Source organism: Variovorax robiniae (assembly GCF_037889955.1).
Taxonomy (GTDB): Bacteria; Pseudomonadota; Gammaproteobacteria; order Burkholderiales; family Burkholderiaceae_C; genus Variovorax; species Variovorax robiniae.
This window is the reverse complement of the sequence record NZ_JBBKZS010000029.1, coordinates 18,386-43,719: the sequence shown is the minus strand read 5'-3', so window position 1 is coordinate 43,719 and position 25,334 is coordinate 18,386. Positions and strand designations below refer to the sequence as shown.

The window sequence follows — 25,334 nt, the reverse complement described above, 5'->3', positions numbered from 1 at the left end:
GGGTGGCTGAACGCCCCCATCGAGCAGCGCGCCAGCACTTGAACGATGATGGTGCCTCCACCGGAGACACCATGAAGAAAAGAGCCCTCCACTTCGCATCGGCTTGCCTGGCGCTCGCCGCCCTGATCGGTTGCACCTCGCCGACATTGCAGGTCACCGAGGTCGGCAGCTTCCATGTCGGCGGCCGGGCCGTGACGCTTGCCGGCCTGCCGGAAAAGGAGTTGACCTTCACGCCCGGCGCGCCGCCGCTCAAGCTCAATCCGAACGGCGACTTCGAGGTCGAATCGCTCTATGCGCGCTACACGCGGCTCGCCCACCCCAAGGCCAAGTACCCGATGCTGCTGTGGCACGGCGGCGGCCTGGCCGGCACCACCTTCGAGACCAAGCCCGATGGCAAGCCCGGCTGGGAGAGTTACTTCCTGCACGCCGGCTACGACGTCTACGTGAGCGACGCGGTCGAACGTGGCCGCGCGTCATGGGCGCGCTACCCCGAGATCTTCAAGAGCGAGCCCTTCTTCCGTCCCAAGAAGGAAGCCTGGGAACTGTTCCGCATCGGCGACACCGACTCTTACAACACCGATCCCGCGCAACGCACCGCCTTGCCGGGCACGCAGTTCCCCATCGCTGCCTTCGACCAGTTCACCAAACAGTCGATCCCACGCTGGGGCACCAACGACGCGGCGACGCAGGCGGCCTACGACGCGTATGTCGACAAGGTCTGCCCTTGCGTGATCGTGGTGCACAGCCAGGGCGGCAACTTCGCCTTCAACTCGGCGTTGCGCTACCCCGACAAGGTGAAGGCGCTGGTGGCCGTGGAGACATCGGGCTCGCCCAACCCCGACACATACGACTTCGCGCGCGTCAAGGGGGTCCCGATGCTCTGGGTGTGGGGCGACAACATCGGCAAGTTCCCGTTCTGGGGCCGCATCGTGGCCGCGCAGGACAAGTTCCGCGGCAACCTGATCGCGGCCGGCGGCACCGGCGACCGCATCGTGCTGCCGGACCTCGGCATCAAGGGCAACACGCACATGCTGATGATGGATCGCAACTCGGACCAGGTCGCCGGATTGATCGACCAATGGCTTACCCGGCAAGGGATCAAGCAATAGTTGCCTAAGTACCCCATTTCATAAATACGAGCACATGAAATCGCGCCTTTCGTGCCATGGCGGCGTTGCAAATCCTCGCGATACCTCGAGGTATCGCTGCGGTTTGCGCCTTGCCCTGACACGAAACGCATCGATTTCATTTGTGCCCGCATTTATGAAACGGGGTACCAAGTCGGTCAGCGCGCCTCGGCCATCAGGTTCATCGTCTCGACGGAACTGCCCATGCGCCACTGCAGCAGCGCTTCCAGCAGGCGCTCGCGCTCTGCGTGATGAGCGGGGTCGTTCCAGAGGTTCACGATCTCGCCCGGGTCTGACTGCAGGTCGAACAGTTGCCCCTCCTCGCTGCCCACGATGTGCACCGCCTTCCAGCGCGTGTCGCGGATCATCGTGATGAGCTTGGCGCCGGTCAGCACCACATCGCCGGCCTGCTCGGCATAGACGTATTCGCGCGGCTGCAGCGCTTCGCCGCGCAAGGCCGGCATCAGGCTCTGCGCCTGACATCCGGGCGGCAACGGCGCACCGGCCCATTCGAGCACCGTGGCGCCGATGTCGAAGAGCTGCACCAGCCCCTCCTCCCGCCTGCCCTGCGGCACTTCGCCCGGCGCCCACACGATGCAGGGCACGCGCGTGACCGTGTCGTACATCGACCACTTCTGCGACAGGCCATGGTCGCCCAGGTTGTCGCCATGGTCAGAGGTGAAGATGATCAGCGACTCGTCGAGATAGCCCTTGCGCTCCAGCGTGTCGATGAGCTTGCCGATGGACTCGTCGATCATCGTCACGTTGGCCAGGTAGTAGGCGCGCAGACGACGCAACTGCGCCTCGGTCGGGTTCATCTGCCACAGCACGGCATCGTGGTCCACGCGGCTGTCGTGCTCGCGCTTGTGCTTGAGGAAGCTGGGCAGGCCGTCGAGGTCCGATGGCTGCGGATCGGGCACGGGGATGCGCGGGTCGTTGAGGTAGCGCTCGGTGTAGGAGGCCACCGGGTCGTAAGGTGGATGCGGGCCGAGGAAGCCGACCTGCATGAACAGCGCCTCGGGCTTGGGCCGCGTCTCCAGCCACCAGCTCGCCAGGTCGCCCGCGAAGAAGTCGGCATGCGATTCGGGCGGCAAGGTCCACTCGTAGGCGCCGAGGCGCTCCTTGTAGTCGGGCCAGTCGCGATAACGTTCGCGCGAGGGCTTGACCTGGTGCCGTGCGACCAGTGCCTTGTCCCATTCGTCGGCGAACCAGCGACCTTCGTAGTAGCGGTCCTTGTTCTCCATGACGAAGCGGTCATGGAAGCCGGCCTTGGCGTCGTAGGGGATGGTGTGCATCTTGCCGACGTTGACGCAGTGGTAGCCCTTGTCGGCCAGCGTCGAGACCCATGTCTTCTGCCAGGGCTGGCCGTTGCGCAGGATGCCGGTGGCATGCGGGTAGTAGCCGTTGAACAGGCTCGCGCGCGAGGGCACGCAGCTCGGCGCGGTGATGAAGCAGTTGTCGAAGCTCGTGCCTTCGCGCACCAGCCGGTCGAGGTTGGGCGTGTGCATGTAGGGGAAACCGAGCGCAGCGATGGTGTCATAGCGCTGCTGGTCGGTGATGATGAGGAAGATGTGCTTGCGCTTGCGGGTCACTCTGTGCGTTCCTTGTCGGTCAGTCGATCTGCACGTTGCCGGCCTTGATGACTTCGCCCATGGCGGCGTAGTCGGCCTTCAGCCGTTCGGTGAATTCCCTGGGCGTCGACGACAGCACGTCGAAGCCCTGCTCTTCCAGCGGCTTGCGGAAAGCCGGCGTGTCGAGGATTGCTGTCATCTCCTTGTGCAGGCGCTCGACGATGGGCGTCGGCGTGCCGCTGCGCACCAGCATGCCGCTCCATGCGAGCTGCACCACGCCCGGGGCACCTGCCTCGGTCATCGTCGGCACCTCGGGCAACAGCTTCGAGCGATGCGTATCGGCCACGGCCAGCACGCGCACGCGGCCCGCCTTTTCCTGTGCGAGGACGGCCGAGAGGTTATGGAACATCATCGGGATCTGCCCGCCCATCACGTCGGTGAGCGCGGCCGGGCCGCCCTTGTACGGCACATGGACCAGCGAGGTGCCGGTCTTCGCCTCGAACTGCAGGCCGGTGAGGTGCATCGTGTTGCCGTTGCCGGCCGAACCGAAGCTCAGCGTGCCCGGCGCCTTCTTCGCCGCCGCGACCACCTCGGCCACGCTCTTGTACGGCGTTCCCGCACCGACCACCAGCACGTTGGGAGTCTGGTTGGTCAGCGTGATCGGCTGGAAGTCCTTCAGCGGATCGAAGCCGGTGGACTTGTAGAGATGAGGATTGACGGCCAGCGTGCTGACCGAGCCATAGAAAATGGTGTAGCCGTCGGCCGGCAGGTTGTGCGCGACGTAGGCGGCCGCGATGTTCCCGTTGGCGCCGGGCCGGTTTTCGATGATCACCGGCTGCCCCAGCCGCTGCGACAGCGCCGCACCGAAGGGCCGCGCGAACTGGTCGGCTGCACCGCCCGCGGGTTGCGGCACGACGAGCACGATGGGCTTCTGTGGATAGCCGGTCTGCGCGATGGCAGGAAGGGCACCCAGCGCAAGGACGGTAGCGATCACCGGCAAGGCCAGCGCAGACTTCAATGGCTTGACCATGGCACTCCCTTCTGTGATTGGAAAGTGCTTCACGGTTCGCCGCGCCAGAACGCGATCTGCGTGATCAGTTGGCCTTCGATCATGGCGCCGCCGCCGAGCACGCGCAGGCCGCGCGCGGTGCAAGCGGCCATGAGTTCGGTGTCGCGCGCCGCGATGATGTCGAACACACAAGCGTCACCCGGAAGTTGCGCCGCGTCGAAAGGCATCGCGTCGCCGGGGTGCAGGCCGAGCGGCGTGGCGTTGACGGCCAGGCCGGCATGGCGCAGGCTCGCGAGCCGGCTGCCGGCATCGACGTCGGGAAAGTTCTGGCGCAGTGCGGCCAGCACATTCGCAATGCGCGTCGCATCGGTGTCGAACACATCGATGGTGCGGACGCCGGCATCGGCCAGCGACAGCGCGATGGCCGTGCCCGCGCCACCTGCACCGACGATGACGGCCGGCTTGTCGATGCGCAGCAAGCCATGCGTCCGGGATGCGCTGACGAAGCCGATGCCGTCGGAGTTCTCACCGGCCCACGCGCCATCCGCATCGAGTCGCATCGTGTTGACCATGCCGCTGCGCCGTGCGGCTGGCGTCAGCCGCGTGCAGAGTGCCGCGGCGGCCGCCTTGTGCGGGATCGTGAGGTTGAGCCCCTGCAGGTTGCTCACACGCGCCAGCTGCGCGACGGTGGCGGCCAGGTCTTCGGGATGAACGCCCATCGGCACCATGTGCCAGTCCAGGTCCTCGGCGGCAAAGGCCGGGTTGTAGATGCGCGGCGCACGCACATGATCGACCGGCCAGGCAAGGATGGGGACGATGCGCGTGGCACCGCTGAGCGTGAAGGTCCCCATGCGCTTCAGCCCTTCACGGCACCCGCCGTCAGGCCGCTCACCAGGTAGCGCCGCACCATCATCGAGAAGATCAGCACCGGCGCCATCACCAGCGATCCACCCGCCGCGATCTTGCCCCACTCCCAGCCCTCGTAGTTCATGAAGTTCACGACCGCCACGGGCGCGGTGCGCGCGTCGGTGCGCGTGAGGATCAGCGCGAAGAAGAAGTCGTTCCACGCGTAGAGAAAGCACAGGATCGCCGTGGCCGCGATGCCGGCCGTGGCCATTGGCATCACGATCTCCAGGAACACGGTGCGAAAGGGCGCGCCGTCCATCAACGCCGCCTCTTCGAGCGACACCGGCACCGCGTCGAAGAAGGGCTGCATCATCCAGATGACCAGCGGCAGGTTGAAGGTCATGTAGATCAGGATCAGCCCGGTGCGCGTGTCGAGCAGCCCCAGCCAGCGGAAAGCCAGGAAGAACGGAATGGTGAAGGCGATCGGCGGCGCCATCCGCGTCAGCAGGATCGACAGGCCCAGCCCGAACTTGCCGCGCCCGCTCCAGCGCGACAGCGCATAGGCGGCCGGCACGCCGAACACCAGCGCCAGCAGCGTCGACACCGTGCTCGTGACGAGGCTGTTGACGAAGGACTCCGGGAAGCCGTCCTTCCACAGGCTCACATAGTGCTCCAACGTCGGCGTGAACAGCACGCGCGGCGGGAACTCCATGATCTGCGCCGCAGGCTTGAAGGACATCTGCAGCAGCCACAGGAAGGGCAGCAGCATGAGGAACAGCACCAGCGGCACGGCCCAGCGGGCGAGTGGCCAGCGGCGTCGCCACTGCCTGAAGGCAGTCGTCATTCGAGGCTCTCCCGGTTCTTGCTCACGCGCATCGCGGCCCAGCTGATGACGACGGTGGCGGTCAGCAGCACGACCGTGATGGCGCTCGAATAGCCCAGCTCGCCGAAGTTGAAGGCGACGAGGTAGGCGTAGTAGTTGGTGACCTCGGTGACCGAGCCCGGCCCGCCACCTGTCAGCAGGAAGATCAGCGGAAAGGCCTTGATGCTGTCGATGAGCCGGAACAGCGTGCACACCAGCAGCACCGGCGCGATATAGGGCAGCACGATGTGGCCAAACACGCGCAGGGCATCGGCGCCGTCCATGCGCGCCGCCTCGACGTATTCGGCCGGCAGGTTCTGCAAGGCGGCCAGCACCATGAGGAAGGTGAACGGCGCCCATTCCCAGGTGTCGGCCAGCACGATCGACCACAGCGCGAAGTCCACATGCGTGGTCATCGCCGGCAACGCGATGTTGAGCGCACGGGCGGCCTGGTAGATGGGGCTGATGTCGGGGGTGTAGATCAGCTTCCAGATCACCGCGACGACGATCGGCGGCAGCACCATCGGGATCACGAAGAGGTGTCGCAATGATTGCCAGCGCGACTGGCCCGAATGCACGAGCAAGGCCAGGCCCGTGCCCAGCAGCACCTGCAACACCACCGTGTAGACCGACAGCCGCGCCTGCACCGCGAGCGAGCCGAGGAAGCGCTCGTCGCTGCCCAGCAGCTTGTAGTTGCGCAGCGGTTCGCTGAAGTCACCGAGCGAACCGGGGTTGACCAGCGCGCCCGGCGTGAGGCTCGTGATGAGCAGGAACAGCGTCGGCAGCCCCGCCACCACGAGCAGGAACAGCAGGCTCGGCGCAATGGCGCGCCGCACGAAGCTGCGGCGCTGGCGCTCGTAGGAGGCAGCGTTCATCGGTCGCGGACGGCCGTCAGACTTTGGCGCCGGCGCGCTTCATATTGGCCAGCGCGGCCTCCTGCGCAGCCTTCATCGAATCGGCCGCGCTCTGCTGGCCCGACACCACACGCTCCACCGCCTTGTTGACCACGTCACCCACCAGCGGAAACTCCTTCACCGTGCGGTAGGCCATGTAGTTCTTCGTCTTGCCCGGCTGCTCCAGCACCTCGAGGTAGAGCTTGCCGATGTCCTGGCCGTTGATGGTGTTGATGCGCTTGTATTCCTCGCTCTGGATGATCGAGCGGCGGCAGATCGACGGATGGCCGGTGTCCTTCACGATGCGCGCACTGAGTTCGGGGCTCAGCGTCCACTTGATGAACTCCCAGGCGGCTTCCTTGTTCTTCGCGTTCTTCGGAATGCCCAGGCCCTGGCTGTTGGACGCGGGGAAGTCGCCCTTGGGCCCGGCCGGCATGCGCATGATGCGGGCCGTGTCCTTCACCTTGCTGTCGGCCGAGGTCAGCATCGGCGTGAGCCAGGAACTGGAGTGGATGAAGATGTTGGAGCGGCCGCCCATCATCGCGGCCTTGGCCTGGTCCTCGGTATAGCCGAGCACGCCTTGCGGGCTGTACTTGGACAACAGCTTGCAATAGAAGTCCGTAGCCTGGATGGCGGCCGGCGTGTCGAGTGCGGGCGTGATGTTGGCGGGCGGATCGACGAAGAAGTCGCCGCCGTAACCCTGCACATACGGCGGCAGGAACCAGTGGTGCAGGTTGGAGCTGACGAAGCCCGTCACGCCGTCCTGGCCGTTGACGGCCTCGGCCACTTTCATGAGTTCATCGAAGGTACGGGGCGCCTCGACGCCGCGCTTCTTCATCAGGTCGGTGCGGCTCATGCCCATCAGCATCGCGCCGCCTTCCCACGAGTAGCCGTAGGTCTTGCCGGCCCTGTCGAGGTACGGCAGCTGCGCGCCCTTCACGAAGTCGTCAGGGTTCCAGCTGGCCGGCGTCAGCTTGCGGTCGCCGGTGAAGTCGTCGAGGTTGGCCAGCAGCCCCGCCGCGACCCAGCGCGCCGCGAGGATGAAGGTGACGTTGCAGAAGTCCCATGCACTGCCGCCCGAAGACAGCTCCAGGTCGGCCTGCTGGTTGTAGACCGGGAAGGCGGAGAGCTGCAGGTCGACCGTCATGCCGGTCTGCTGCTCGAATTCGGGGATGTACTTGCGCAGGATCGTGAAGAAGCCATGCTGGTAGGCGGCGCCGCGCAGCTTCAGGCCGTTGAAGGGCTTGCTCTGCGCAATCGCCGGAAAGGCCAGCCCGCCGCTGGCGGCCATCACCGCGGTGCCTGAAGCAGCCTTCAACAACCTGCGGCGCCGGGTATCGATTTCAACGGAAGGGACAGCGGGCATGGGAAAGTCTCCTGATGGCTTGTCGTATGCGATGCGGCCGAATATGACAGACAAATAAAATCAAAAGATCCGTGTTAACCCGTGAGATTTACGTCAATTCCCTCGGATAACCTTGCAACCGCAAATACATATGTCTGACCAAACAAGTTCCAAGCGATCCCCTGCGGCTGCCGCGGCGCGGCGCAGCCCCCTCGCGGTCACCGAGGACATCGCGCTGCGCGTGGTCGGCGGCGAATGGGTCGAGGGCACGCCCTTGCCCACGGAACTCGAGCTGTCGGAAGAACTCGGCGTGGCCCGCACCTCAGTGCGCGAAGCGCTCTCGCGGCTCAAGGCCAAGGGCCTCATCGCATCGCGCCAGAAGGCGGGCACGCGTGTACTCCCGCGCGAGCAATGGAACATGCTCGACGAAGACGTGCTGCGCTGGGCCTGGTCGGGCGACAACCGCGTGGCGATGGCGCGGCATCTCATGCAGATGCGCCGCATCGTGGAGCCGGCGGCGAGCGAGATCGCCGCAGCCACCGCCAGCGATTCGGCCATTGCCGTCATCGAGCGGGCCTACCGCATGATGGACGCGGCCGGCATGGACGCGAAGGCCTACGCCGGCCCGGACCTCGACTTCCATCGCGCCATCCTCAGCGCGACCGGCAATCCCTTCATGATGGCCTTCGGCGCACTGATCGAAGCCGCGTTGCGCACCTCCTTCGAACTGTCGACGCGCCAGCCCGGCGCGCCGCGCAAGAGCCTGCCGCTGCACCGCGCAGTGCTCGACGAGATCTGGGCGCGACGGCCGGCGCAGGCCCGCAAGGCGATGGAACACCTGCTCGGCCTGACCGAATCCAACATCGAGCGTGGGGTGGCGCAAGCCGGCAGCCCTCCGCCTGCCTGACCCCGACGCCCACTGAAAGAGCCTTCCCGCATGGCCGACATCCAACTGCAATCCATCAGCAAGCGCTTCGGCGAGGTCGAAGTCATTCCCGACCTGGACCTCACGATCCCCGACGGACAGGTCACCGTGCTGCTCGGCCCGTCGGGCTGCGGCAAGTCGACGCTGCTGCGCATGATTGCGGGCCTGGAGACGCCAAGCGGCGGCGACATTCGCGTGGGCGGCCGCGTGGTCAACGACGTGCCGCCGGCCGATCGTGGCTGCGCGCTGGTGTTCCAGAACTACGCCCTCTATCCGCACAAGACCGTGCGCCAGAACCTCGCCTTTCCGCTGCGCATGGCCAAGGTGAGCAGCGAGGAGCAGCAACGCAGCGTGACGCAGATCGCGACCACGCTGGAACTCACGCCGCTGCTCGACCGCTATCCGCGGCAGCTCTCCGGCGGCCAGCGCCAGCGCGTCGCGATGGGTCGCGCGATGATCCGCAAGCCCGAGGTGTTTCTCTACGACGAGCCGCTGTCCAACCTGGACCTGGAGTTGCGCGTGCGCCTGCGCCTGGAGATTGCGCGCATGCAGCGGCAACTGAAGGCCACCGCCGTCTACGTCACGCACGACCAGACCGAGGCCATGACGCTGGCCGACCAGATCGTGGTGCTGCGCAAGGGCCGGATCGAGCAGGTCGGCGCACCGCTGGAGCTGTACCGCTCGCCGGCCAACCTGTTCGTCGCCGGCTTCATCGGCACGCCGCGCATCAATCTCTTCAAGGTCGATGCCTGCGTGCCGGAGACGGGCGGCACGCTGCTGCAGATCGGCGAGCTGGCGGTGCATGTGCCGCGCCGCATCGGCGGCACGGTGGCCACGGTCGGCTTCCGGCCCGAGCATGCGCGCCTCGGCGAGGCCGGCCCGGATGAAGCGCAGTTCGTGCTGCGCAATTGCGAGACGCAGGCCATGGAGCATCTGGGTGATCGCGCCTTCTGCTATCTGCGTTCGGCGCAGGGCGAACTGGTCGTGCTGGCACCCGAGGCCGACGCGCGCCTGGAAGGCACGCTGCGGTTGGCCGTGGATGTCAGGTCACTGCACTTCTTCGACGCGCAAGGTGTGGCGATGACGCAGGCCTGAGGGCGTCGCCCTACCCCGCCACCAGCTTCGGCACCGCCTCGATCAGCTTCTGCGTGTAGGCATTCTGCGGATGGCCCAGCACGCTGTGCGTCTCGCCGTACTCCACCACTTCACCGCGCTGCATCACCGCGATGTGATCGCACATCTGCCCGGCCACGCGCAGGTCGTGGGTGATGAACACCATCGCCAGCTTGAACTGCTCGCGCACCTGGGCGAACAGTTCCAGCACCTGCGCCTGCACCGACACATCGAGCGCGGAGACCGGCTCGTCCGCTACCAACAGTTCAGGCCGCATCGCCAGCGCACGGGCGATGCCGATGCGCTGGCGCTGGCCGCCGGAGAACTCGTGCGGATAGCGCTCCGCGGCATCGGCGCCGAGGCCAACCAGCTTCAGCAACTCGGCCGTGCGCGCCATCGCTTCGGACGCGCTCACGCCCTGCGCGATGGGGCCGCCGGCAATGGCCGCGCCGACGCGATGCCGCGGATTGAGCGAGGCATACGGGTCCTGGAACACCATCTGAATCTTGCCGCCCGCCTCGCGCCGGAAGTCCGAGCCCTTCGACAGGTTGCGCCCGTTGAACAGGATCTGTCCTGTGTCGAAAGGCGCCAGCCCCACCAGGCAGCGGCCCACGCTGGATTTGCCCGAGCCGGATTCGCCCACGATGCCCAGCGTCTCGCCGCGCCGCAGGTTGAAGTTGATGTTGCGCGCGGCCTGCACCGAGCGTCCCTTCTTGAAGAGCCCGTTGCCCGTCCTGTAGGTCTTGCACAGTTGCACCACCTGCAGCACGTTGCTGGCCTCGTCGGTGGGTGTGACGCGCTCCGCAATGCCCGTGGGAATGGCCGCGATCAGCTTGCGCGTGTAGGGATGCTTCGGCGCATCGAGCACCTCGCGCGCCGGCCCCGACTCGACCATCGTGCCGGTCTGCATCACCACCACATGGTCCGCGATCTCCGACACCACGCCGAAGTCGTGCGTGATGAACAGCACCGCCGTCCCGCGCCGCTGCTGCAGCTCGCGCATCAGCTTGAGGATCTGCGCCTGCGTGGTCACGTCGAGCGCCGTCGTCGGCTCGTCGCAGATCAGCAGCAGCGGTTCCAGCACCAGCGCACACGCGATCATCACGCGCTGGCGTTGGCCGCCGGAGAGACGGAACGGATAGGCGTCGATCAGCAGTTCCGGATCCGGCAGGCCCACGTCCGCCAGCGCGGCCAGGATGCGGCGCCGCTTCTCCGCGGCCGGCACATTGCCATGCGCGTCGAACACTTCGCCGATCTGCTCGCCGATGCGCATCACCGGATTCAGCGCCGTCATCGGCTCCTGGAACACCATGCCGATGCGCCGCCCGCGCAGTTCGCGCATCTGCTCTTCGCTGAGCTTCAGCAGGTCGACGCCTTCGAACAGGATCTGTCCCGCCACGGGCTGCACATGCGGCTTGGGCAGCAGGCCCATCACCGCATTGGCGATCATCGACTTGCCGGAGCCGGACTCGCCCACCACGCACAGCGTCTGGCCCGGCATCACCTGCAGGCTGGCCTCGGTCACGGCCAGCGCACGGTCCGCGCCTTTGGGCAGCGAGATGCTCAGGCCGATGACCTCGAGCACGGGCTTTTGAACGTCGCTCATTTGCTTCTCCCGTCCAGCCGCGAGTTGAGCCCGTCATTGAGCCCTTCGCCCACCAAGTTGAGGGCCAGCACTGTCAGCACGATGGCCACGCCCGGAAACACCGCCATCCACCAGGCCTGGCGCAGCACCGTGCGCGCCGCGCCGACCATGTAGCCCCAGCTCATCTGGTTGGGATCGCCCAGCCCGAGGAAGCTCAGGCTCGACTCCAGCAGCATGGCAGTGGCCACCATCAGCGAGGCCATCACGATGATCGGCGACATCGCATTGGGCAGGATCTGCGTCAGCATGATGCGCGGCGTCGACTCGCCGGCCAGCAAGGCGGCCTGCACGAAGTCGCGCTGCCGCAGCGTGAGGAACTCGCCCCGCACCAGCCGTGCCACCGGCGGCCAGGAGACGATGGCAATCGCCGACACGATCGAATACACAGAGGGCTGGAAGATCGCGACCAGCACGATGGCCAGCGCAAAGCTGGGCACCGACTGGAACAGCTCGGTGAAGCGCATCAGCCCCACGTCGACCCAGCCGCCGAAGTAGCCCGCCAGCGCGCCCACCGTCACACCGATCAGCAGTGCCACCACGGTGGAGACCAGCCCGATCAGCAGGGAGATGCGCGCGCCTTAGATCACGCCCGACAGGATGTCGCGTCCCAGCGCGTCAGTGCCCAGCGCAAAGCCCGGCTCCGTCCACGGGCGCAGGAAGGGTTGCTGCACCATGGCCCACGGATCGTTCTCCGCGAACGACGGGCCGACCAGGGCGACCACCGCCACCAGCATCAGCACGGCCAGCCCGATCACCGCGCCCTTGTTGCGGCGAAAGCGCCGCCAGAATGCACTGTTCATGTCAGATCTCGATGCGTGGATCGACCAAGGTGTAGACGAGGTCGGTGATAAGGTTGAAGAGCACGGCCATCGCGGCCGTCACCAGGAACACGCCCAGCAACAGGCTGTAGTCGCGCTGCAGCAGTGCATCGAACATCAGTCGACCGATGCCGGGCCAGGCGAACACCGTCTCCGCCAGCACCGCCCCACCGATCAGGCCGCCAGCCTGGATGCCCGCCAGCGTCACCACCGGCAGCAAGGCATTGCGCAACACGTGCGCACGCAGGATGCGATGAGGCCGCACACCCTTGGCGCGTGCGGTCTTCACGAAGTCCATCTGCGCCACTTCGAGCATCGAGGCCCGCGTCATGCGCGCATACACCGCCATGTAGAACAGCGCCAAGGTGAGCGCGGGCAGTACCAGGTGCTTTGCGATGTCCAGCGCCAGCGCGATGCCGCTCAAGCCACTGCCCACGGTGCTGAAGCCGAAGCCCGGCAGCCACCCAAGCTGCACACTGAACACCAGCACCGCCATCAGCGCCAGCCAGTACGGCGGCATTGCGTAGAAGGCCAGCGCCACCACGGTAATGGCGCTGTCGACCCAGGTGCCGACCTTGCGGGCGGACAGCGCGCCGAGCGTCACGCCGAACAACAGCGACAGCACGAAGGCACTGCCGGTCAGCAGCAGCGTGGCGGGCAGCCGGTCCAGGATGAGCTGCATCACCGGCTGCTGCTGGCGATAGGAAAAGCCCAGGTCCAGATGCAGCACCTTGCCGATGTAGGTGGCCAGTTGCGTGGTCATCGGCTGGTCGAGCCCGAACTGCTGGCGCAACTGCGCGACGAATTGCGGGTCAGACGCGCCGGCCTCGCCGGCCAGCACCGAGGCGGGATCTCCCGGCGCCGCATGCACCAGCATGAAGTTGACGACAGCGATCAGCAGCAGCGCCATCACCCCCTGCAGCACGCGCGTGAGCAGGAACTGCACGCGCCTCATCTCCGGCCTCCTTCAGGCCGTTGGTGTGAACCCGGCGTCATCATGAAACGGACGCGCCGCCCAGGCTGTCGTTGAGGCCCACGCCGGAACTGATGAAGTTCTTGACCTTGGTGCGGTAGAGCGTCGGGAAGTTGATCTCGTAGAGCCAGGCCACCGGCACCTCTTCCACCAGCAGCTTCTGCAACTCGAGGTAGATGGCCTTGCGCTTCTCCGGGTCGACCTCCTTCGCACCGCTGTCCCACAGCGCATCGGCCTTCGGGTTGCTGTAGCCCTCGACGTTGTTGAAGGGCGAGCCCTTGGCAATGTTGCTGGTGGTGAAGTTGCGCGACACGCCAATGGCCGGGTCGCCGTACTGGTAGACGAAAGTGAAGGCGAGGTCGTAGTCCCAGTCGCCGAGCTTCTGGTTCCAGCCGGCCACGTCGGTGGCAGTGGTCTCGACCTTGATGCCGGCCTGGATCAGGTTCTGCCGCACGATCTCGGCCGCGCGGTTCCAGGTCTCGCCGTAGGGAATGGGCAGCAGGCGGATGGTCTCGCCCTTGTAGCCGGCCTCGGCCAGCAGCTTCTTGGCGGTGTCGAGGTTGCGCGGGTACTTGGCGACGTCGGTGCTGTTGGAGAACTTGATGTTGCTGTTGAACGGGCCATTTGCGGGTTTGGCAAAACCCTGCCATGCCACCTTGCACAGCGCCTCGCGGTCGATGGCATGCATCAGCGCCTGGCGGAACTTGACGTTGCTCATCGGCGCCTTGCGGTTGTTGATCCACAGCCACGACTGCGGCGCGAAGAACTCCCAGCCCTTGGTGGTCACGGCGCAGCCCGGCAGCTTGGCCAGGCGCTGCACGTCGAAGTACTCGACCGCGCCGCCGGGCACAAGGTCGATCTTGCCGGACTCGAAGGCCGCCGCGCGCGCGCCCGCATCCGGAATGATGTGGAAGTAGACGCTCTCGACGAAGGGCTGGTCCTTCACGTGGTATTTGTCGTTGGCCACCAGGTGGATGTACGAGCCCTTGACCCATTCCTTGAACTTGAACGGGCCAGTGCCGATGGGCGTGGCGTTGGCGGGATTGGTGAGGAAGTCCGTGCCTTCGTAGATGTGCTTGGGCACCATCGGCATGGCCGCGGCATCGAAGATGTAGATGAAGGGCGCGAAGGCGTACTTGAGCTTGAACTCCACGGTGAGCGGATCGATCGCCTTGATGCTCTCCACCGACGCGAGGTTGTTGCGCAGGCGTGCATGCGTCTTGCGCAGGAACACGTCGGCCGAGAACACCACGTCCGCCGAGGTGAAGGGCTTGCCGTCATGCCAGGTGACGCCGGGCTTGAGCTTGAAGGTGTAGACCGTGCCTTCCTTGTTCGAGGACCACGAAGCCGCCAGCGCTGGCATCGGATTGATCTTCTCGTCGTAGCGCAGCAGGCCTTCGTAGATGTTGCTGGCGACCAGCGCGGCGGGGCCGTTCTGCACGATGCCCAGCATGAGGCCGGGTGGCTCGGGTTGCACCACGGCGTTGATGACGCCGGACCGGCCGGCGGCCAGCAAGTGCAGTGGAACGCCCGCGAGCGTGATGCCCGTGGCCGCGCTGGCGCCGAGCTGGATGAAATTGCGTCTTTGCATGGGGGTCCTCCTCTGATATGTCTCTGGTCTTCTGGATGGGGCAGCGTCTATGCGCTGTTCTCTCGTCGTCGTGGTCGCTCGCCGAACGAACGGACAAGCTGCACAAAATATCGCACACCCACGGGGATGAGTTCATCGTTGAACTCGTAGCTCGGGTTGTGCAACTCGCACGGCCCGGCCGAGCGGCCATCGATGCGCTGGTCGGCCGCGCCATTGCCGATAAAGGCATAGCAACCCGGCCGGGCCTGCAGCATGAAGGCGAAGTCTTCCGAGGCCATCGTCGGCTCGCAGTCACGGATGACCTTCGCCCCGCCGACGACCTGCGTGGCGACCTGCGCGGCATAGGCCGCTTCATCGGGGTCGTTCACGGTGGGCGGGTAGCTTCGGAAGAAGTCGGATCGGGCGGTACAGCCGAAGGCTTGCGCGGTGCTGGCCGCGATCTCGCCGATGTGCCTCTCGATGGCCGTGGTGACCGCGCCATCGAAGGTGCGCACCGCGCCGCTGAGCCAGGCCTCGCCCGGCACCACGCCGTCGGCATGGCCCGAATGGATCTGGGTCACGGAGAGCACCGCGTTGTCGATGGGCCGCAGGCGCCGCGTGATGATGGTCTGCAACGACAACGCAATCTGCGAGGCGGCCAGCAGGGCATCAGAGCCGTTGTGCGGCATGGCCGCGTGGCATGCCGTTCCCTGCACCTGCACCTTGAAGAGGTTGCTCGAGGCCATGAGGCCGCCCGCGCGCAGCGCGACGCTCCCCTGCGGCAGGCCGGGCCAGTTGTGCACGCCGAATACCGCGTCGACCGGAAAGCGATCGAACAGCCCGTCGTCGATCATCGCCCGCGCACCGGCTCCGCCCTCTTCCGCCGGCTGGAAGATAAAGTGCACCGTGCCGCTGAATTCGTCGCGACGCGCCGCGAGATGGCGCGCAGCACCCACCAGCATCGCCATGTGGCCGTCGTGTCCGCAGGCATGCATGACGCCCGGGTTGCGCGAGCGGTGCGCGAATGTGTTGGCCTCCTGGATCGGTAGCGCGTCCATGTCGGCGCGCAGGCCGATCGACGTGGGGCCGGGGCGCCCGCTGAGCGTGCCGACCAGGCCGGTCCTGCCGATGCCCCGCGTAACTTCAACGCCCCAGGATTCGAGTGCGTCGCTGACGACTTGCGCGGTTTCGTGGACCTCGTAGCCGAGCTCGGCGCAGGCATGAAGGCGGCGTCTCAGTTCGCGGACGGGCGCTTCATCGATAACTTCGTGGACATGGCTCATGGGGCAAGGCTTTCCGTCGAAGCGTCGAACGCGTCAGGCCAAAGCCGCTTTGGCCTGGACCTTGGAGCCCTTGTCGATGACCCCGGATTGCGATGACCCCGGCCGCACCAGCGCGTAGAGGTCCTTGGGGTCGTGCAGCGTAGGCACCAGGTTCAACTCGTGCCCCACGCCATGCCGCTGGCCCAGGTCGCGCAGGTAGCGCAGCGCGGAGAAGTCCTCGAGCGCGAAGCCCACCGAATCGAACACCGTGACCTCCTGCTCGCTCGTCCGGCCCGGCTGAGCACCCGAGACAATCTGGTGGAACTCCGTCACCGGGAAATCTGCGGGCATCTGCTGGATGTCGCCTTCGATCCGTGTCTGCGGTTCGTACTCGACGACAACGCGCGCGAGGCTGAGCACCTCTGGATGCAACTCAGTCTTGCCGGGGCAATCGCCGCCGACCGCGTTGACGTGCATGCCTGGCTCCACCATTTCAGGCCGCAGGATGGTGGCATTGGTTTTGTCCGCGGTGACGGTCGTGACGATGTCGGCGCCACGCACGGCATGCTCGGCCGTCTGCGAAATCGTGACCTCGAGTCCCGGGAATGCCGCGAGATTGCGCTTGAGCTTTTGCGAAGCCTCGATGTCAGTGTCGTACAGGCGGATCTCGCGAATGCCGAGCATCGAATGAAACGCGATCGCCTGGAACTCGCTTTGCGAGCCGTTGCCGATCATGGCCATGCTGCGTGAGGACTTGCGCGCCAGGCGGCTGGCGGCCAGTGCGGACATGGCGGCCGTGCGGATGGCGGTGAGCAGCGTCATCTCGCTTAGCAACAGCGGGAAGCCGGTGCCGACGTCGGCAAGCACGCCGAAGGCCATCACCGTTGGCAGCGCGCTGAAGGTGTTCTGAGGATGGCCGTTGACGTACTTGAATGCATAGAGCGCCTCGTTGGCCGTCGGCATGAGTTCGATGACGCCGACGGTGGAGTGGCTGGCCACGCGGGCGGACTTGTCGAAGCTCTTCCAGTCGCGGTAGTCGGATTCGATGTAGCTCGCCATGGCGGCAATCATCTGGGGAAGGCCTTCGCGCTGGACGATTTCCGCGACATCCTGAACGTCGATGTATTGAGTCATATGGGTCGGTGGTGGTTGGTGTTCGAAAGGGCTGTGGCGCTCATCCGCGCGCTTCGAAGCCCTGCAAGACATTGACGGCGTTGATGCCGATCTCGTCCACCATGTAGCCCCCCTCCATCGCGAAGAGCGTGGGGCACCGGATGGAGGCGATCTGGTCGCCGAGTCGGGAGAAGTCATCGGACTTCAACTGGAAGTGACTGATCGGATCGTTCTCGAAGGTGTCGACGCCCAGCGAGACGACCAGCAGGTCCGGGGCATGCGCGGCCACCGCCTGGCACGCAAGCTTCAAGGCCTGCGTGTAGGCCGCCCAGTCCGTGCCCTTGGCCAGCGGAAGATTGAGGTTGAAGCCGGTGCCGGCATGGGATCCTCGCTCGTCGGCATTGCCGCTGAAGTACGGATAGGAGACCGAAGGGTCGCCGTGGATGGACACGGTGAGCACGTCAGGGCGCTCGTAGAAGATGTCCTGTGTGCCGTTGCCATGATGGAAATCGACATCCAGGACGGCGACGCGTCTGGCGCCCTTGGCTATGGCATGGGAAGCCGCGATGGCCGCGTTGTTGAGGTAGCAATAGCCTCCCATGTATTCGCGGCCCGCATGATGCCCCGGCGGCCGGCACAGGGCGAAGGCGCTGCGTGCGCCTTCAAGCACGAGTTCGGCGCCGGTGAGGGCGAGGTTTGCGCTTTCCGCGACCGCATTCCAGGTGTGGGCCGTGATGGGCGCGCCCGCATCCATCGAGAAGTAGCCGAGCTTGCCCTCGATGACCGAAGGCTCGATGTCGTCGCGCATGTTGCGCACGGGCCAGACCAGCGGCAGTGCGTCGGAAGTCCGGCCACCCGCGCTCCATTGCTGCCAGGCCGTCGACAGGAAGCGCACATAGCGTTCGCTGTGCGCGCCGATGTAGTGCGCGAGGCCGAACGGACGGCATGCGATGACATTCCCCAGGCCCACTGCGCGCACGCGGCGCAGGATCGTGTCCGCGCGGCCCGGCTCTTCGAAGGAAGGCGTCAGAGCGCCGTCCTTGAGCTCCTTGCCGTGGTGCAGGTGATGGGAAGAACTGAAAACCGTAAGCATCTTTGCCCTCTGTTGATGGAAAAATCTTATCGCCGCATCAGCGCAAAAACTTTGCTATTGCTGCGTCACAAGTTATTCTTTTAGAAAATATCGACTACCAAAATCTCAAAATGAGCAAAAATCACCCTCTGCCACCTTTGGATGACATTGACATTGCCATGCTCGGCCTGCTGCAGGCCGACGGCGCCATTTCCAACGCGGCCCTCGGGGAGAAGTTGTCCCTCAGCGTCACCCCGTGCTGGCGACGCCGCAAGCGCTTGCAGGACGACGGCGTGATCAAGGACTACCAGGCCAATCTCGACCGGCGCATGCTCGGGCTCGACGTGCTGGCCTTCGTGCAGATCCAGTTCGGCATGCATGCCGACGACGCGCCGGACAAGTTCGAGAAGGCCATGAAACTGCTGCCCGAGGTGCTGTCATGCCACAAGATCACCGGTGACGCCGACTACCTTCTGCAGGTCCTGGCCACCGACCTGGACGCTTACAGCGAATTCGTGGAGCAGGTTTTTCGCAAGCAGCGCGGCGTTGTTTCGATCAAGTCGAGCCTGGCGCTGCGGGAGGTGAAGGCGTCGGCGCGGATACCGGTCGCGAAGCGTTGAGCGCCTCGGAGAGAATGCGCGCGATGAAACGCCAAGGCACACTCATTCGCTGGGAAAAAGACAGGGGCTTCGGCTTCATTCGCTCACCCGATATCCCCGCCGATGTGTTCGTGCACCTGCGTGACTTCGCCGACCGTGGCGCCGCGCCGCAGGTCGGCATGAAGCTCAGCTTCGAAGAGATCCACGTGGGCGGCAAGGGGCCGCGTGCCATGGCGGTGCGGGCGGCGAGCGCGACACAGCAAGCGGAACGCCGACGCGCGTCCGAAGCGCCGCGCCGAAAGACCGATCCTTCCAACGGCCGCGCCCGCGAGGCAGCGCAAACATCTTCCTCATTGCCGGTGGCCCTGCTGCTGGCAATCTACGTCGCGCTGCTTGGCTACGGCGTCTGGACCGCGCGCCTGCCACCGATCGCACTGGGTGTGCTGCTGGTGATCAGCCTGCTGACCTTCTTCGTCTATGGCTTCGACAAGGGCGCCGCCGAAGCAGGCCGCTGGCGCACGGCGGAAAGCACGCTGCACATGCTGTCGCTGGCCGGTGGCTGGCCGGGCGCATGGTTCGCCCAGCGGGTGTTCCGCCACAAGATTCGCAAGCCCGAATTCATGGCGGTCTACTGGACGACGGTGCTGGGCCACTTCGCAGTCGTGGGCGCATGGGTCGGCAAGCTGCTGCCGGCGAGCCTTCTGGGAGCCTGAGAACCTCAAGTCGAGATGGCCGTGCCACCTCGACTTGCCAATCGACTCAACGCCCCTTGCGAATCGCCGGCCGCGCCCCGCCCGGCTTCTTGCCCGCCACAGGCCGGCCCGAGCCGTTGTCCCGCGGCGGCAGGCCCGTGTGCTGCGTGAGCAGCCTGCCCTTGGTCACCGGTGATGACTTCACCTTCTCGGCCGACGCGCTGGAGTTGCTGCGCCGCGCACTGGTGTAGCTGCCATCGGTCAGCGGCTGCCAGGTCGGGATCAGGTGGTGCTTGCCGTTGCCGATCAGGTCGGAGCGGCCCATGGCCTTCAACGCCTCGCGCAGCAGCGGCCAGTTGTTGGCATCGTGGTAACGCAGGAAGGCCTTGTGCAGGCGGCGGCGCTTGTCGCCGCGCACGATGTCCACCGTCTCGCTCTCGCGCGTGATCTTGCGCAGCGGATTCTTGTTGGAGTGGTACATCGCCGTGGCCGTGGCCATCGGGCTGGGGTAGAAGGTCTGCACCTGGTCGGCGCGGAAGCCGTTCTTCTTGAGCCAGACCGCGAGGTTCATCATGTCCTCGTCGCTGGTGCCCGGATGCGCGGCGATGAAATACGGGATCAGGTACTGCTTCTTGCCGGCCTCGGCGCTGAACTTCTCGAACAGCTGCTTGAACTTGTCGTAGCTGCCGATGCCCGGCTTCATCATCTTGGTGAGCGGGCCCTGCTCGGTGTGCTCGGGCGCAATCTTGAGATAACCGCCGACGTGGTGCTGCACCAGTTCCTTGACGTACTCGGGGCTCTGGACCGCGAGGTCGTAGCGCAGGCCGGAGCCGATCAGGATCTTCTTGATGCCCTTGAGCGCACGCGCGCGGCGGTAGATCTTGATGAGCGGATCGTGGTTGGTGCCGAGGTTCTGGCAGATGCCGGGGTACACGCAACTCGGCTTGCGGCAGGCGGCCTCGATCTCGGGCGACTTGCACCCCAGGCGGTACATGTTGGCGGTCGGGCCGCCGAGGTCGGAGATGGTGCCGGTGAAGCCTTTCACCGAATCACGGATGGCCTCGACCTCCTTGATGATCGAGTCTTCCGAGCGGCTCTGGATGATGCGGCCTTCATGCTCGGTGATGGAGCAGAAGGTGCAGCCGCCGAAGCAGCCGCGCATGATGTTCACGCTGAAGCGGATCATTTCCCACGCGGGGATCTTGGTCGCGCCGTCGTGGCCGCCCTGCTCGTCGGCGTAACGCGGGTGCGGGCTGCGGGCGTAGGGCAGGTCGAACACGTAGTCCATCTCGGCCGTGGTCAGCGGGATGGGCGGCGGGTTGATCCAGACGTCGCGCGCGGTCGTGCCTTCGCCATGGGCTTGCACCAGGGCGCGGGCGTTGCCGGGGTTGGTCTCGAGGTGCAGCACGCGGTTGGCGTGCGCGTAGAGGACCGCATCTGAACGCACCTGTTCGTAGGAAGGCAGGCGGATCACCGAGCGATCGCGCGGCGGAACCTTGAGCCGGACCCGAGGGTTCGGCACGAAATTGATCGGCTTGATCGCCGGGTTGGCCTGGTTCGCCACGTCGGCGACGGCTTGCGCCTCGTCTTCGCGCGCACAGGTCGCACCGTTCGCCTTGGCCTGCTCCGACACCATCAGGTACGGATTCACATGCGCCTCGACGCGCCCCGGCTCGTCCACGCTGGTCGAGTCGATCTCGAACCAGCCTTCCGGCGTGTCGCGCCGCACGAAGGCGGTGCCGCGCACGTCGGTGATCTGCTGGATCGGCTCCTTCGCGGCGAGGCGGTGCGCCACCTCGACGATCGCGCGTTCGGCATTGCCGTACAGCAGCAGGTCGCACTTGCTGTCCACCACGATCGAGCGGCGCACCTTGTCCGACCAGTAGTCGTAGTGCGCGATGCGGCGCAGAGAACCTTCGATGCCGCCCAGCACGATCGGCACGTCGTTCCAGGCTTCCTTGCAGCGCTGCGAGTAGACGATGGCCGCGCGATCCGGCCGCTTGCCGCCGACGTCGCCGGGCGTGTACGCGTCGTCGCTGCGGATCTTCCGGTCCGCCGTATAGCGGTTGATCATCGAATCCATGTTGCCGGACGTGACGCCGAAGAACAGGTTCGGCTTGCCAAGCGCCTTGAAGGGCTCGGCGCTCTGCCAGTCGGGCTGCGCGATGATGCCGACGCGGAAGCCCTGCGCCTCCAGCATGCGGCCGATCACGGACATGCCGAAGCTCGGATGGTCGACATAGGCGTCGCCGGTGACCACGATGATGTCGCAACTGTCCCAACCCAGCGCCTCCATCTCCTTGCGCGAGGTGGGCAGGAATTTGGCCGTGCCGAAGCGGGCCGCCCAGTACTTGCGATAGCTGGTCAGCGGCTTGGCGGCGCGATGAAAGAAGGAGACGTCGACAGGGGCGTTCATTGAAATTGCGGCTGGCGTGGGGCTGGCGCAATGCAACGCCATGTGGGCCCAAAGTGGGCAACCGTCCATTTTAGGGTTTTACCGTAGGTTTGTCGCCCTAAAGACCTTCCAGTGACGTCCCCGGCCATTCGAATATGATTGCTTTTGTCAATTAATATAGATGACCATGTCAATTATCACCGCTGCACCCCGCTCTGTGGACGCCGCCGCCGTAAAGGCCGTCCGGCAGTTCAACCGCTTCTACACCGCCCGCATCGGCGCGCTCGACGGCTACCTTGGCAGCGACCTGTCACTGACCGACGTTCGCGTGCTTTACGAACTGGCGCATCGCGACATGCCGGTGGCCAGCGAAATCGGCAAGACGCTCGGCCTGGATGCGGGCTACCTCAGCCGGATCCTGCGCCGCTTCGATGCGGCCGGCTGGCTGACGCGCAAACCGCATCCCGGCGACGCGCGCCACCAGCTGCTGGCGCTGACGGAGGCCGGCCATGCGGCCTTCGCGCCGCTGCAGCAGAAATCTCGCGACGAAGCCGGTGCGCTGCTCTCCCCGCTTTCCGCCGCGGAACGCCAGCAGATGCTGGCGGCGATGCGCACCGTCGAATCCTTGCTCGACCCCCACAAACCCGCGTCGACCCGGCTCACCACTGTGGTGCTGCGCGACCCCTTGCCCGGCGACATCGGCTGGGTGGTGCAGCAGCACGGCGAAATCTACGCGCGCGAGTACGGCTGGAACAGCGAGTTCGAGTCGCTGGTTGCCGACATCGCGGCGCAGTTCATGCGCAAGTTCCAGCCGGAGTGGGAGAAATGCTGGGTCGCCGAACTCGACGGCGAACGCGTGGGCGCGGTGTTCCTGGTGCGCAAGTCGGCCACGACGGCGCAGTTGCGCATGCTGATACTCACACCCCGGGCGCGCGGCCTGGGGCTGGGCGCGAAGCTCACCGACGAATGCATCGCCTTCGCGCGGCGCAAGGGCTACAAGAAGATGGTGCTGTGGACCAACAGTTGCCTGACCGCGGCGCGCGGCATCTACGCGGCACGGGGGTTCAAACTGACAAAGTCGGAGCCGTACGAAGGCTTTGGCCAGCAACTCGTCGGCGAGACGTGGGAGCTGAAGCTGTAAGAGACGGGCGTCGGATCTACGGCAATTCAACCCCTGCCGCCGCAGCCGCTGCGCGGACCGGCGCTGGCCAGTTGATGTTGCCCGGGTCCTTGCCGCTCGCCATGCCCATGAGGTACGCGGGCTCGGCGCCAATGTTCCTGAAGCCACGCGACACGCCCGGTGGAATCGCCACGGTGTCCCAGGGCTCGAGCACCACGCTGCGCTCGCCGGTCGGCCCCCAGAAGATCTCCCACCGCCCCGAGAGCGCGACGAAGACTTCCTGCGTCAGGTGGTTGTGCAGCGGCGCCGATTTGCCGGGCTCGCAGCAGACGATGTTCAGGTGGAAGCCCTCGGCCGCGAGCGGCGCGGCGGGCGGCGTGCCGAGTACGCGGTAGGTCATGCGCTCGCAACCCGGGATGGCGGCATCGACGTAGTCCGTCGTCGGCTGGAGCGAGCGAAAGCGCGCGACGCGGCCCTGCATCTCTTCGACGGTCGGATTGGCGTCCGTGATCGGGGCGGTGGGCGGCATGAAGGGCTCCGCGTGCGTGGGTGGGTCGCGCGAGTCTTTCATTCTTTCGGCGTGAAATCCAGTGGCCTCCGCCACCAGCGCAGCACCGGACGGCCCCGTCCCTGGAGGCGCATCAACCCCCGACGACGCGCATCCCCATCAACACGATCACCGCCACGGCCAGCACCACCGTCGTCGCCTGCCAGAAGCGCACCGGGTTCCGCTCGATCAGCGGCATCGGCCTCTCGCGCATGAACTCCGGCCCCGGCGCGCGCAGGTCATGCGCGAGCTCGCTCACCGCCTGCTGACGCTTCGCAGGGTCCGGATGCAGCGCCTTTTGCAACACCGCATCGAGCCATGCCGGCAACTCTGGCCGGAAATGGCGCACCGGCACATAGCGCAGCCTGTTCACATCCGCCGGCGTCCGGATGCGCGAGGCGTCCAGTCCATAGGGCAGTTGGCCGGTCAGCATGCGGTACGCGATCACGGCCAGCGAGAACAGCTCGGAGCGCACATCGCCGCCCCGCCCGACAAAGTATTCCGGCGCCGTGTATTGCAAGGTGCCCGCGATGGCGAGTGCGCGCTGATCGCCGGTGCCTTCGGCCAGGCCCGCCACATGCGTGGACGCCAGGTCGATGATCTTGACCGTGCCGGCGCGGTCGATCATCACGTTCTCCGGCCGGATGTCCTGGTGCAGCATCTCGCGCCGATGCAAGGCCTGCAGCCCCATGGCCAACTGCTCCACGATGCCGCGCACGCTGTCCAGGCCGGGGCGCGGATGATCGACCATCCATTGCGCCAGTGTCTGGCCGTCGACGTACTCCATCGCGACATACAGATGGCTGCGCGGGCGCTCGACGGCGCTGGCCTTCAGCACATGCGGGCTGTCGACGCGACGCGCAATCCACTCTTCGAGCACGAAGCGGTCGAGGTAGTCGGCGTCATCGCGCAGGTCCACGGAAGGCAGCTTCAGCACCGCCTGCTGGCCGGTGGCATCGTCCACGGCGAGGTGCACATGGCTGCGCGCGCTCACCTGCAGTTCGCGCACGAGCGTGAAGCCTTCGAACTTGGCGCGTGGCGCGAGGGGTGGCGGGATTGCGAGCTTGTCGCGCTGCATCGGCAGCGGCGCCGCGTGGGGCGCAGGAAGCTCGTCGATGCGAAGCAGCTGCACCGTCGCATCGTCTTTCGAGCCCCGCGCCTTGGCCTCGCTCGCGAGCAGCCGCGCCGCTTCGTCGAGGTCAGGGCCGCCCTGCGCCAGCGCGGCATGCACCGCCTCCGCATCGAGGTGCATGTACGCACCATCGGTGGCCAGCAGGTAGACCTCGCCGGCCTCGGCTTCCCAATGGTCGTAGTCGATCTCCACGCGCGAATCGGCACCCAGCGCGCGCCCGAGGTACGACTCCACCGACGACAAATGCACGCGGTGATCGTCCGTGAGTTGCTCGAGCGCGTGCGCATGCAGTCGGTAGATGCGCGAGTCGCCCACATGCAGCAGGTGCACCTCGCGCCCCTTGAGGACCAGCGCGCTGAAGGTGCAGACGTAGCCGCTGTCCTTGTCGAAGCGCGCATCGCTTCGCATCGTCTGCGCATGCAGCCAGGAGTTGGTGGCGCTCAGCACGCGCTGGGCTGCGCGGCGCACCGACCATGTCTCGGACGTGGCGTAGTAGTCGTCGAGAAAGCCGCGCACCGCCGCCGCACTGGCCACCTGGCTGACGCGGCTGGAGCCGATGCCATCGGCAATCGCCACCGCGATGCCCTTGGAAAAACGCGCCAGCCCCTGCGGCAGCATCGCGCCGTGGAAGTCCTGGTTGATGCCCTCGGCGCCGGCCAGCGAGTGCTGGCCGAGCGTCACGCGAAGCTCTTTGCGCAATCGCCT

Annotated in this window: 21 protein-coding genes and 1 pseudogene; 6 read left to right on the top strand and 16 right to left on the bottom strand. The window is 66.0% G+C overall.

Annotated features, from left to right (window positions below):
• Window positions 1-71: 71 nt before the first annotated feature.
• Window positions 72-1,109 (top strand): alpha/beta hydrolase, encoded by a 1,038-nt coding sequence (locus tag WKW79_RS33240; RefSeq protein WP_340339509.1) that lies wholly within the window; start codon window positions 72-74, stop codon window positions 1,107-1,109.
• Window positions 1,110-1,285: 176 nt separating this feature from the next.
• On the opposite strand, the gene WKW79_RS33235 is transcribed toward WKW79_RS33240, so the two are convergent.
• Genes WKW79_RS33235 through WKW79_RS33210 form a run of 6 tightly spaced genes read right to left on the bottom strand, consistent with a single transcriptional unit; the run spans window position 1,286 to window position 7,674 of the window.
• Window positions 1,286-2,719, bottom strand: a complete 1,434-nt coding sequence (locus WKW79_RS33235) for a sulfatase family protein (protein WP_340339508.1) — start codon at window positions 2,717-2,719, stop codon at window positions 1,286-1,288.
• Window positions 2,720-2,738: 19 nt separating this feature from the next.
• Window positions 2,739-3,728 (bottom strand): Bug family tripartite tricarboxylate transporter substrate binding protein, encoded by a 990-nt coding sequence (locus WKW79_RS33230; protein ID WP_340339507.1) that lies wholly within the window; start codon window positions 3,726-3,728, stop codon window positions 2,739-2,741.
• 29 nt (window positions 3,729-3,757) lie between these two features.
• Window positions 3,758-4,558, bottom strand: coding sequence for a shikimate dehydrogenase family protein (locus WKW79_RS33225; protein WP_340339506.1), 801 nt, complete (start codon window positions 4,556-4,558; stop codon window positions 3,758-3,760).
• A 5-nt stretch (window positions 4,559-4,563) separates the two neighbouring features.
• Window positions 4,564-5,397: a carbohydrate ABC transporter permease gene (locus tag WKW79_RS33220; protein ID WP_340339505.1), complete on the bottom strand. Its 834-nt coding sequence runs from the start codon at window positions 5,395-5,397 to the stop codon at window positions 4,564-4,566.
• Window positions 5,394-6,290: a carbohydrate ABC transporter permease gene (locus tag WKW79_RS33215; protein WP_340339504.1), complete on the bottom strand. Its 897-nt coding sequence runs from the start codon at window positions 6,288-6,290 to the stop codon at window positions 5,394-5,396. The genes WKW79_RS33220 and WKW79_RS33215 overlap by 4 nt, the downstream gene beginning before the upstream one ends.
• Before the next feature lie 16 nt (window positions 6,291-6,306).
• Window positions 6,307-7,674 (bottom strand): ABC transporter substrate-binding protein, encoded by a 1,368-nt coding sequence (locus WKW79_RS33210; RefSeq protein WP_340339503.1) that lies wholly within the window; start codon window positions 7,672-7,674, stop codon window positions 6,307-6,309.
• 130 nt (window positions 7,675-7,804) lie between these two features.
• On the opposite strand from WKW79_RS33210, the gene WKW79_RS33205 reads away from it, so the two are divergent.
• Both WKW79_RS33205 and WKW79_RS33200 read left to right on the top strand, forming a co-directional pair.
• Window positions 7,805-8,560 (top strand): FadR/GntR family transcriptional regulator, encoded by a 756-nt coding sequence (locus tag WKW79_RS33205; protein ID WP_340339502.1) that lies wholly within the window; start codon window positions 7,805-7,807, stop codon window positions 8,558-8,560.
• 30 nt (window positions 8,561-8,590) lie between these two features.
• Window positions 8,591-9,673, top strand: a complete 1,083-nt coding sequence (locus tag WKW79_RS33200) for an ABC transporter ATP-binding protein (RefSeq protein WP_340339501.1) — start codon at window positions 8,591-8,593, stop codon at window positions 9,671-9,673.
• A 10-nt stretch (window positions 9,674-9,683) separates the two neighbouring features.
• Here the strand turns inward: WKW79_RS33200 and WKW79_RS33195 are convergent, their stop codons facing one another.
• The 7 genes and pseudogenes from WKW79_RS33195 to WKW79_RS33165 all read right to left on the bottom strand — a co-directional run bounded on the left by WKW79_RS33195 (window position 9,684) and on the right by WKW79_RS33165 (window position 18,165).
• Window positions 9,684-11,297 (bottom strand): ABC transporter ATP-binding protein, encoded by a 1,614-nt coding sequence (locus tag WKW79_RS33195; RefSeq protein ID WP_340339500.1) that lies wholly within the window; start codon window positions 11,295-11,297, stop codon window positions 9,684-9,686.
• Window positions 11,294-12,136: pseudogene (locus tag WKW79_RS33190) on the bottom strand (ABC transporter permease). Before WKW79_RS33190 ends, WKW79_RS33195 begins: the two are co-directional and overlap by 4 nt.
• A 1-nt stretch (window position 12,137) precedes the next feature.
• Window positions 12,138-13,109, bottom strand: a complete 972-nt coding sequence (locus WKW79_RS33185) for an ABC transporter permease (RefSeq protein WP_340339499.1) — start codon at window positions 13,107-13,109, stop codon at window positions 12,138-12,140.
• A gap of 40 nt (window positions 13,110-13,149) precedes the next feature.
• Window positions 13,150-14,718: an ABC transporter substrate-binding protein gene (locus tag WKW79_RS33180; protein ID WP_340339498.1), complete on the bottom strand. Its 1,569-nt coding sequence runs from the start codon at window positions 14,716-14,718 to the stop codon at window positions 13,150-13,152.
• 47 nt (window positions 14,719-14,765) lie between these two features.
• Window positions 14,766-15,980, bottom strand: a complete 1,215-nt coding sequence (locus WKW79_RS33175; RefSeq protein ID WP_340339497.1) for a M20 aminoacylase family protein — start codon at window positions 15,978-15,980, stop codon at window positions 14,766-14,768.
• Window positions 15,981-16,013: 33 nt separating this feature from the next.
• On the bottom strand, window positions 16,014-17,093 hold the full coding sequence (locus tag WKW79_RS33170; RefSeq protein WP_340339496.1) for an ornithine cyclodeaminase: 1,080 nt from the start codon (window positions 17,091-17,093) through the stop codon (window positions 16,014-16,016).
• A 40-nt stretch (window positions 17,094-17,133) separates the two neighbouring features.
• On the bottom strand, window positions 17,134-18,165 hold the full coding sequence (locus tag WKW79_RS33165; RefSeq protein ID WP_340339495.1) for a histone deacetylase family protein: 1,032 nt from the start codon (window positions 18,163-18,165) through the stop codon (window positions 17,134-17,136).
• Window positions 18,166-18,275: 110 nt separating this feature from the next.
• On the opposite strand from WKW79_RS33165, the gene WKW79_RS33160 reads away from it, so the two are divergent.
• Window positions 18,276-18,764 carry an Lrp/AsnC family transcriptional regulator gene (locus WKW79_RS33160; RefSeq protein WP_340339529.1) on the top strand — a complete coding sequence of 163 codons (489 nt, stop codon included), beginning with the start codon at window positions 18,276-18,278 and terminating at the stop codon, window positions 18,762-18,764.
• A gap of 23 nt (window positions 18,765-18,787) precedes the next feature.
• Window positions 18,788-19,456 (top strand): DUF1294 domain-containing protein, encoded by a 669-nt coding sequence (locus tag WKW79_RS33155; RefSeq protein ID WP_340339494.1) that lies wholly within the window; start codon window positions 18,788-18,790, stop codon window positions 19,454-19,456.
• Between the two features lie 46 nt (window positions 19,457-19,502).
• Here the strand turns inward: WKW79_RS33155 and WKW79_RS33150 are convergent, their stop codons facing one another.
• Window positions 19,503-21,851, bottom strand: a complete 2,349-nt coding sequence (locus WKW79_RS33150) for a YgiQ family radical SAM protein (protein ID WP_340339493.1) — start codon at window positions 21,849-21,851, stop codon at window positions 19,503-19,505.
• A gap of 160 nt (window positions 21,852-22,011) precedes the next feature.
• On the opposite strand from WKW79_RS33150, the gene WKW79_RS33145 reads away from it, so the two are divergent.
• On the top strand, window positions 22,012-22,971 hold the full coding sequence (locus tag WKW79_RS33145; RefSeq protein WP_340339492.1) for a bifunctional helix-turn-helix transcriptional regulator/GNAT family N-acetyltransferase: 960 nt from the start codon (window positions 22,012-22,014) through the stop codon (window positions 22,969-22,971).
• A gap of 16 nt (window positions 22,972-22,987) precedes the next feature.
• On the opposite strand, the gene WKW79_RS33140 is transcribed toward WKW79_RS33145, so the two are convergent.
• On the bottom strand, window positions 22,988-23,479 hold the full coding sequence (locus WKW79_RS33140) for a cupin domain-containing protein (RefSeq protein WP_340339491.1): 492 nt from the start codon (window positions 23,477-23,479) through the stop codon (window positions 22,988-22,990).
• 112 nt (window positions 23,480-23,591) lie between these two features.
• On the bottom strand, window positions 23,592-25,328 hold the full coding sequence (locus WKW79_RS33135) for a bifunctional protein-serine/threonine kinase/phosphatase (RefSeq protein WP_340339490.1): 1,737 nt from the start codon (window positions 25,326-25,328) through the stop codon (window positions 23,592-23,594).
• Window positions 25,329-25,334 lie beyond the last annotated feature (6 nt).

Excerpts from the sequence above, each read along its gene's own strand:
- WKW79_RS33240 (WP_340339509.1), top strand. The coding sequence starts at position 72 with ATGAAGAAAAGAGCCCTCCACTTCGCATCGGCTTGCCTGGCGCTCGCC.
- WKW79_RS33195 (WP_340339500.1), bottom strand. The coding sequence starts at position 11,297 with ATGAGCGACGTTCAAAAGCCCGTGCTCGAGGTCATCGGCCTGAGCATC.
- WKW79_RS33175 (WP_340339497.1), bottom strand. The coding sequence starts at position 15,980 with ATGAGCCATGTCCACGAAGTTATCGATGAAGCGCCCGTCCGCGAACTG.
- WKW79_RS33215 (WP_340339504.1), bottom strand. The coding sequence starts at position 6,290 with ATGAACGCTGCCTCCTACGAGCGCCAGCGCCGCAGCTTCGTGCGGCGC.
- WKW79_RS33150 (WP_340339493.1), bottom strand. The coding sequence starts at position 21,851 with ATGAACGCCCCTGTCGACGTCTCCTTCTTTCATCGCGCCGCCAAGCCG.
- WKW79_RS33160 (WP_340339529.1), top strand. The coding sequence starts at position 18,276 with ATGAGCAAAAATCACCCTCTGCCACCTTTGGATGACATTGACATTGCC.
- WKW79_RS33155 (WP_340339494.1), top strand. The coding sequence starts at position 18,788 with ATGAAACGCCAAGGCACACTCATTCGCTGGGAAAAAGACAGGGGCTTC.
- WKW79_RS33220 (WP_340339505.1), bottom strand. The coding sequence starts at position 5,397 with ATGACGACTGCCTTCAGGCAGTGGCGACGCCGCTGGCCACTCGCCCGC.
- WKW79_RS33230 (WP_340339507.1), bottom strand. The coding sequence starts at position 3,728 with ATGGTCAAGCCATTGAAGTCTGCGCTGGCCTTGCCGGTGATCGCTACC.
- WKW79_RS33200 (WP_340339501.1), top strand. The coding sequence starts at position 8,591 with ATGGCCGACATCCAACTGCAATCCATCAGCAAGCGCTTCGGCGAGGTC.
- WKW79_RS33165 (WP_340339495.1), bottom strand. The coding sequence starts at position 18,165 with ATGCTTACGGTTTTCAGTTCTTCCCATCACCTGCACCACGGCAAGGAG.
- WKW79_RS33210 (WP_340339503.1), bottom strand. The coding sequence starts at position 7,674 with ATGCCCGCTGTCCCTTCCGTTGAAATCGATACCCGGCGCCGCAGGTTG.
- WKW79_RS33170 (WP_340339496.1), bottom strand. The coding sequence starts at position 17,093 with ATGACTCAATACATCGACGTTCAGGATGTCGCGGAAATCGTCCAGCGC.
- WKW79_RS33140 (WP_340339491.1), bottom strand. The coding sequence starts at position 23,479 with ATGCCGCCCACCGCCCCGATCACGGACGCCAATCCGACCGTCGAAGAG.
- WKW79_RS33180 (WP_340339498.1), bottom strand. The coding sequence starts at position 14,718 with ATGCAAAGACGCAATTTCATCCAGCTCGGCGCCAGCGCGGCCACGGGC.
- WKW79_RS33145 (WP_340339492.1), top strand. The coding sequence starts at position 22,012 with ATGACCATGTCAATTATCACCGCTGCACCCCGCTCTGTGGACGCCGCC.
- WKW79_RS33225 (WP_340339506.1), bottom strand. The coding sequence starts at position 4,558 with ATGGGGACCTTCACGCTCAGCGGTGCCACGCGCATCGTCCCCATCCTT.
- WKW79_RS33205 (WP_340339502.1), top strand. The coding sequence starts at position 7,805 with ATGTCTGACCAAACAAGTTCCAAGCGATCCCCTGCGGCTGCCGCGGCG.
- WKW79_RS33185 (WP_340339499.1), bottom strand. The coding sequence starts at position 13,109 with ATGAGGCGCGTGCAGTTCCTGCTCACGCGCGTGCTGCAGGGGGTGATG.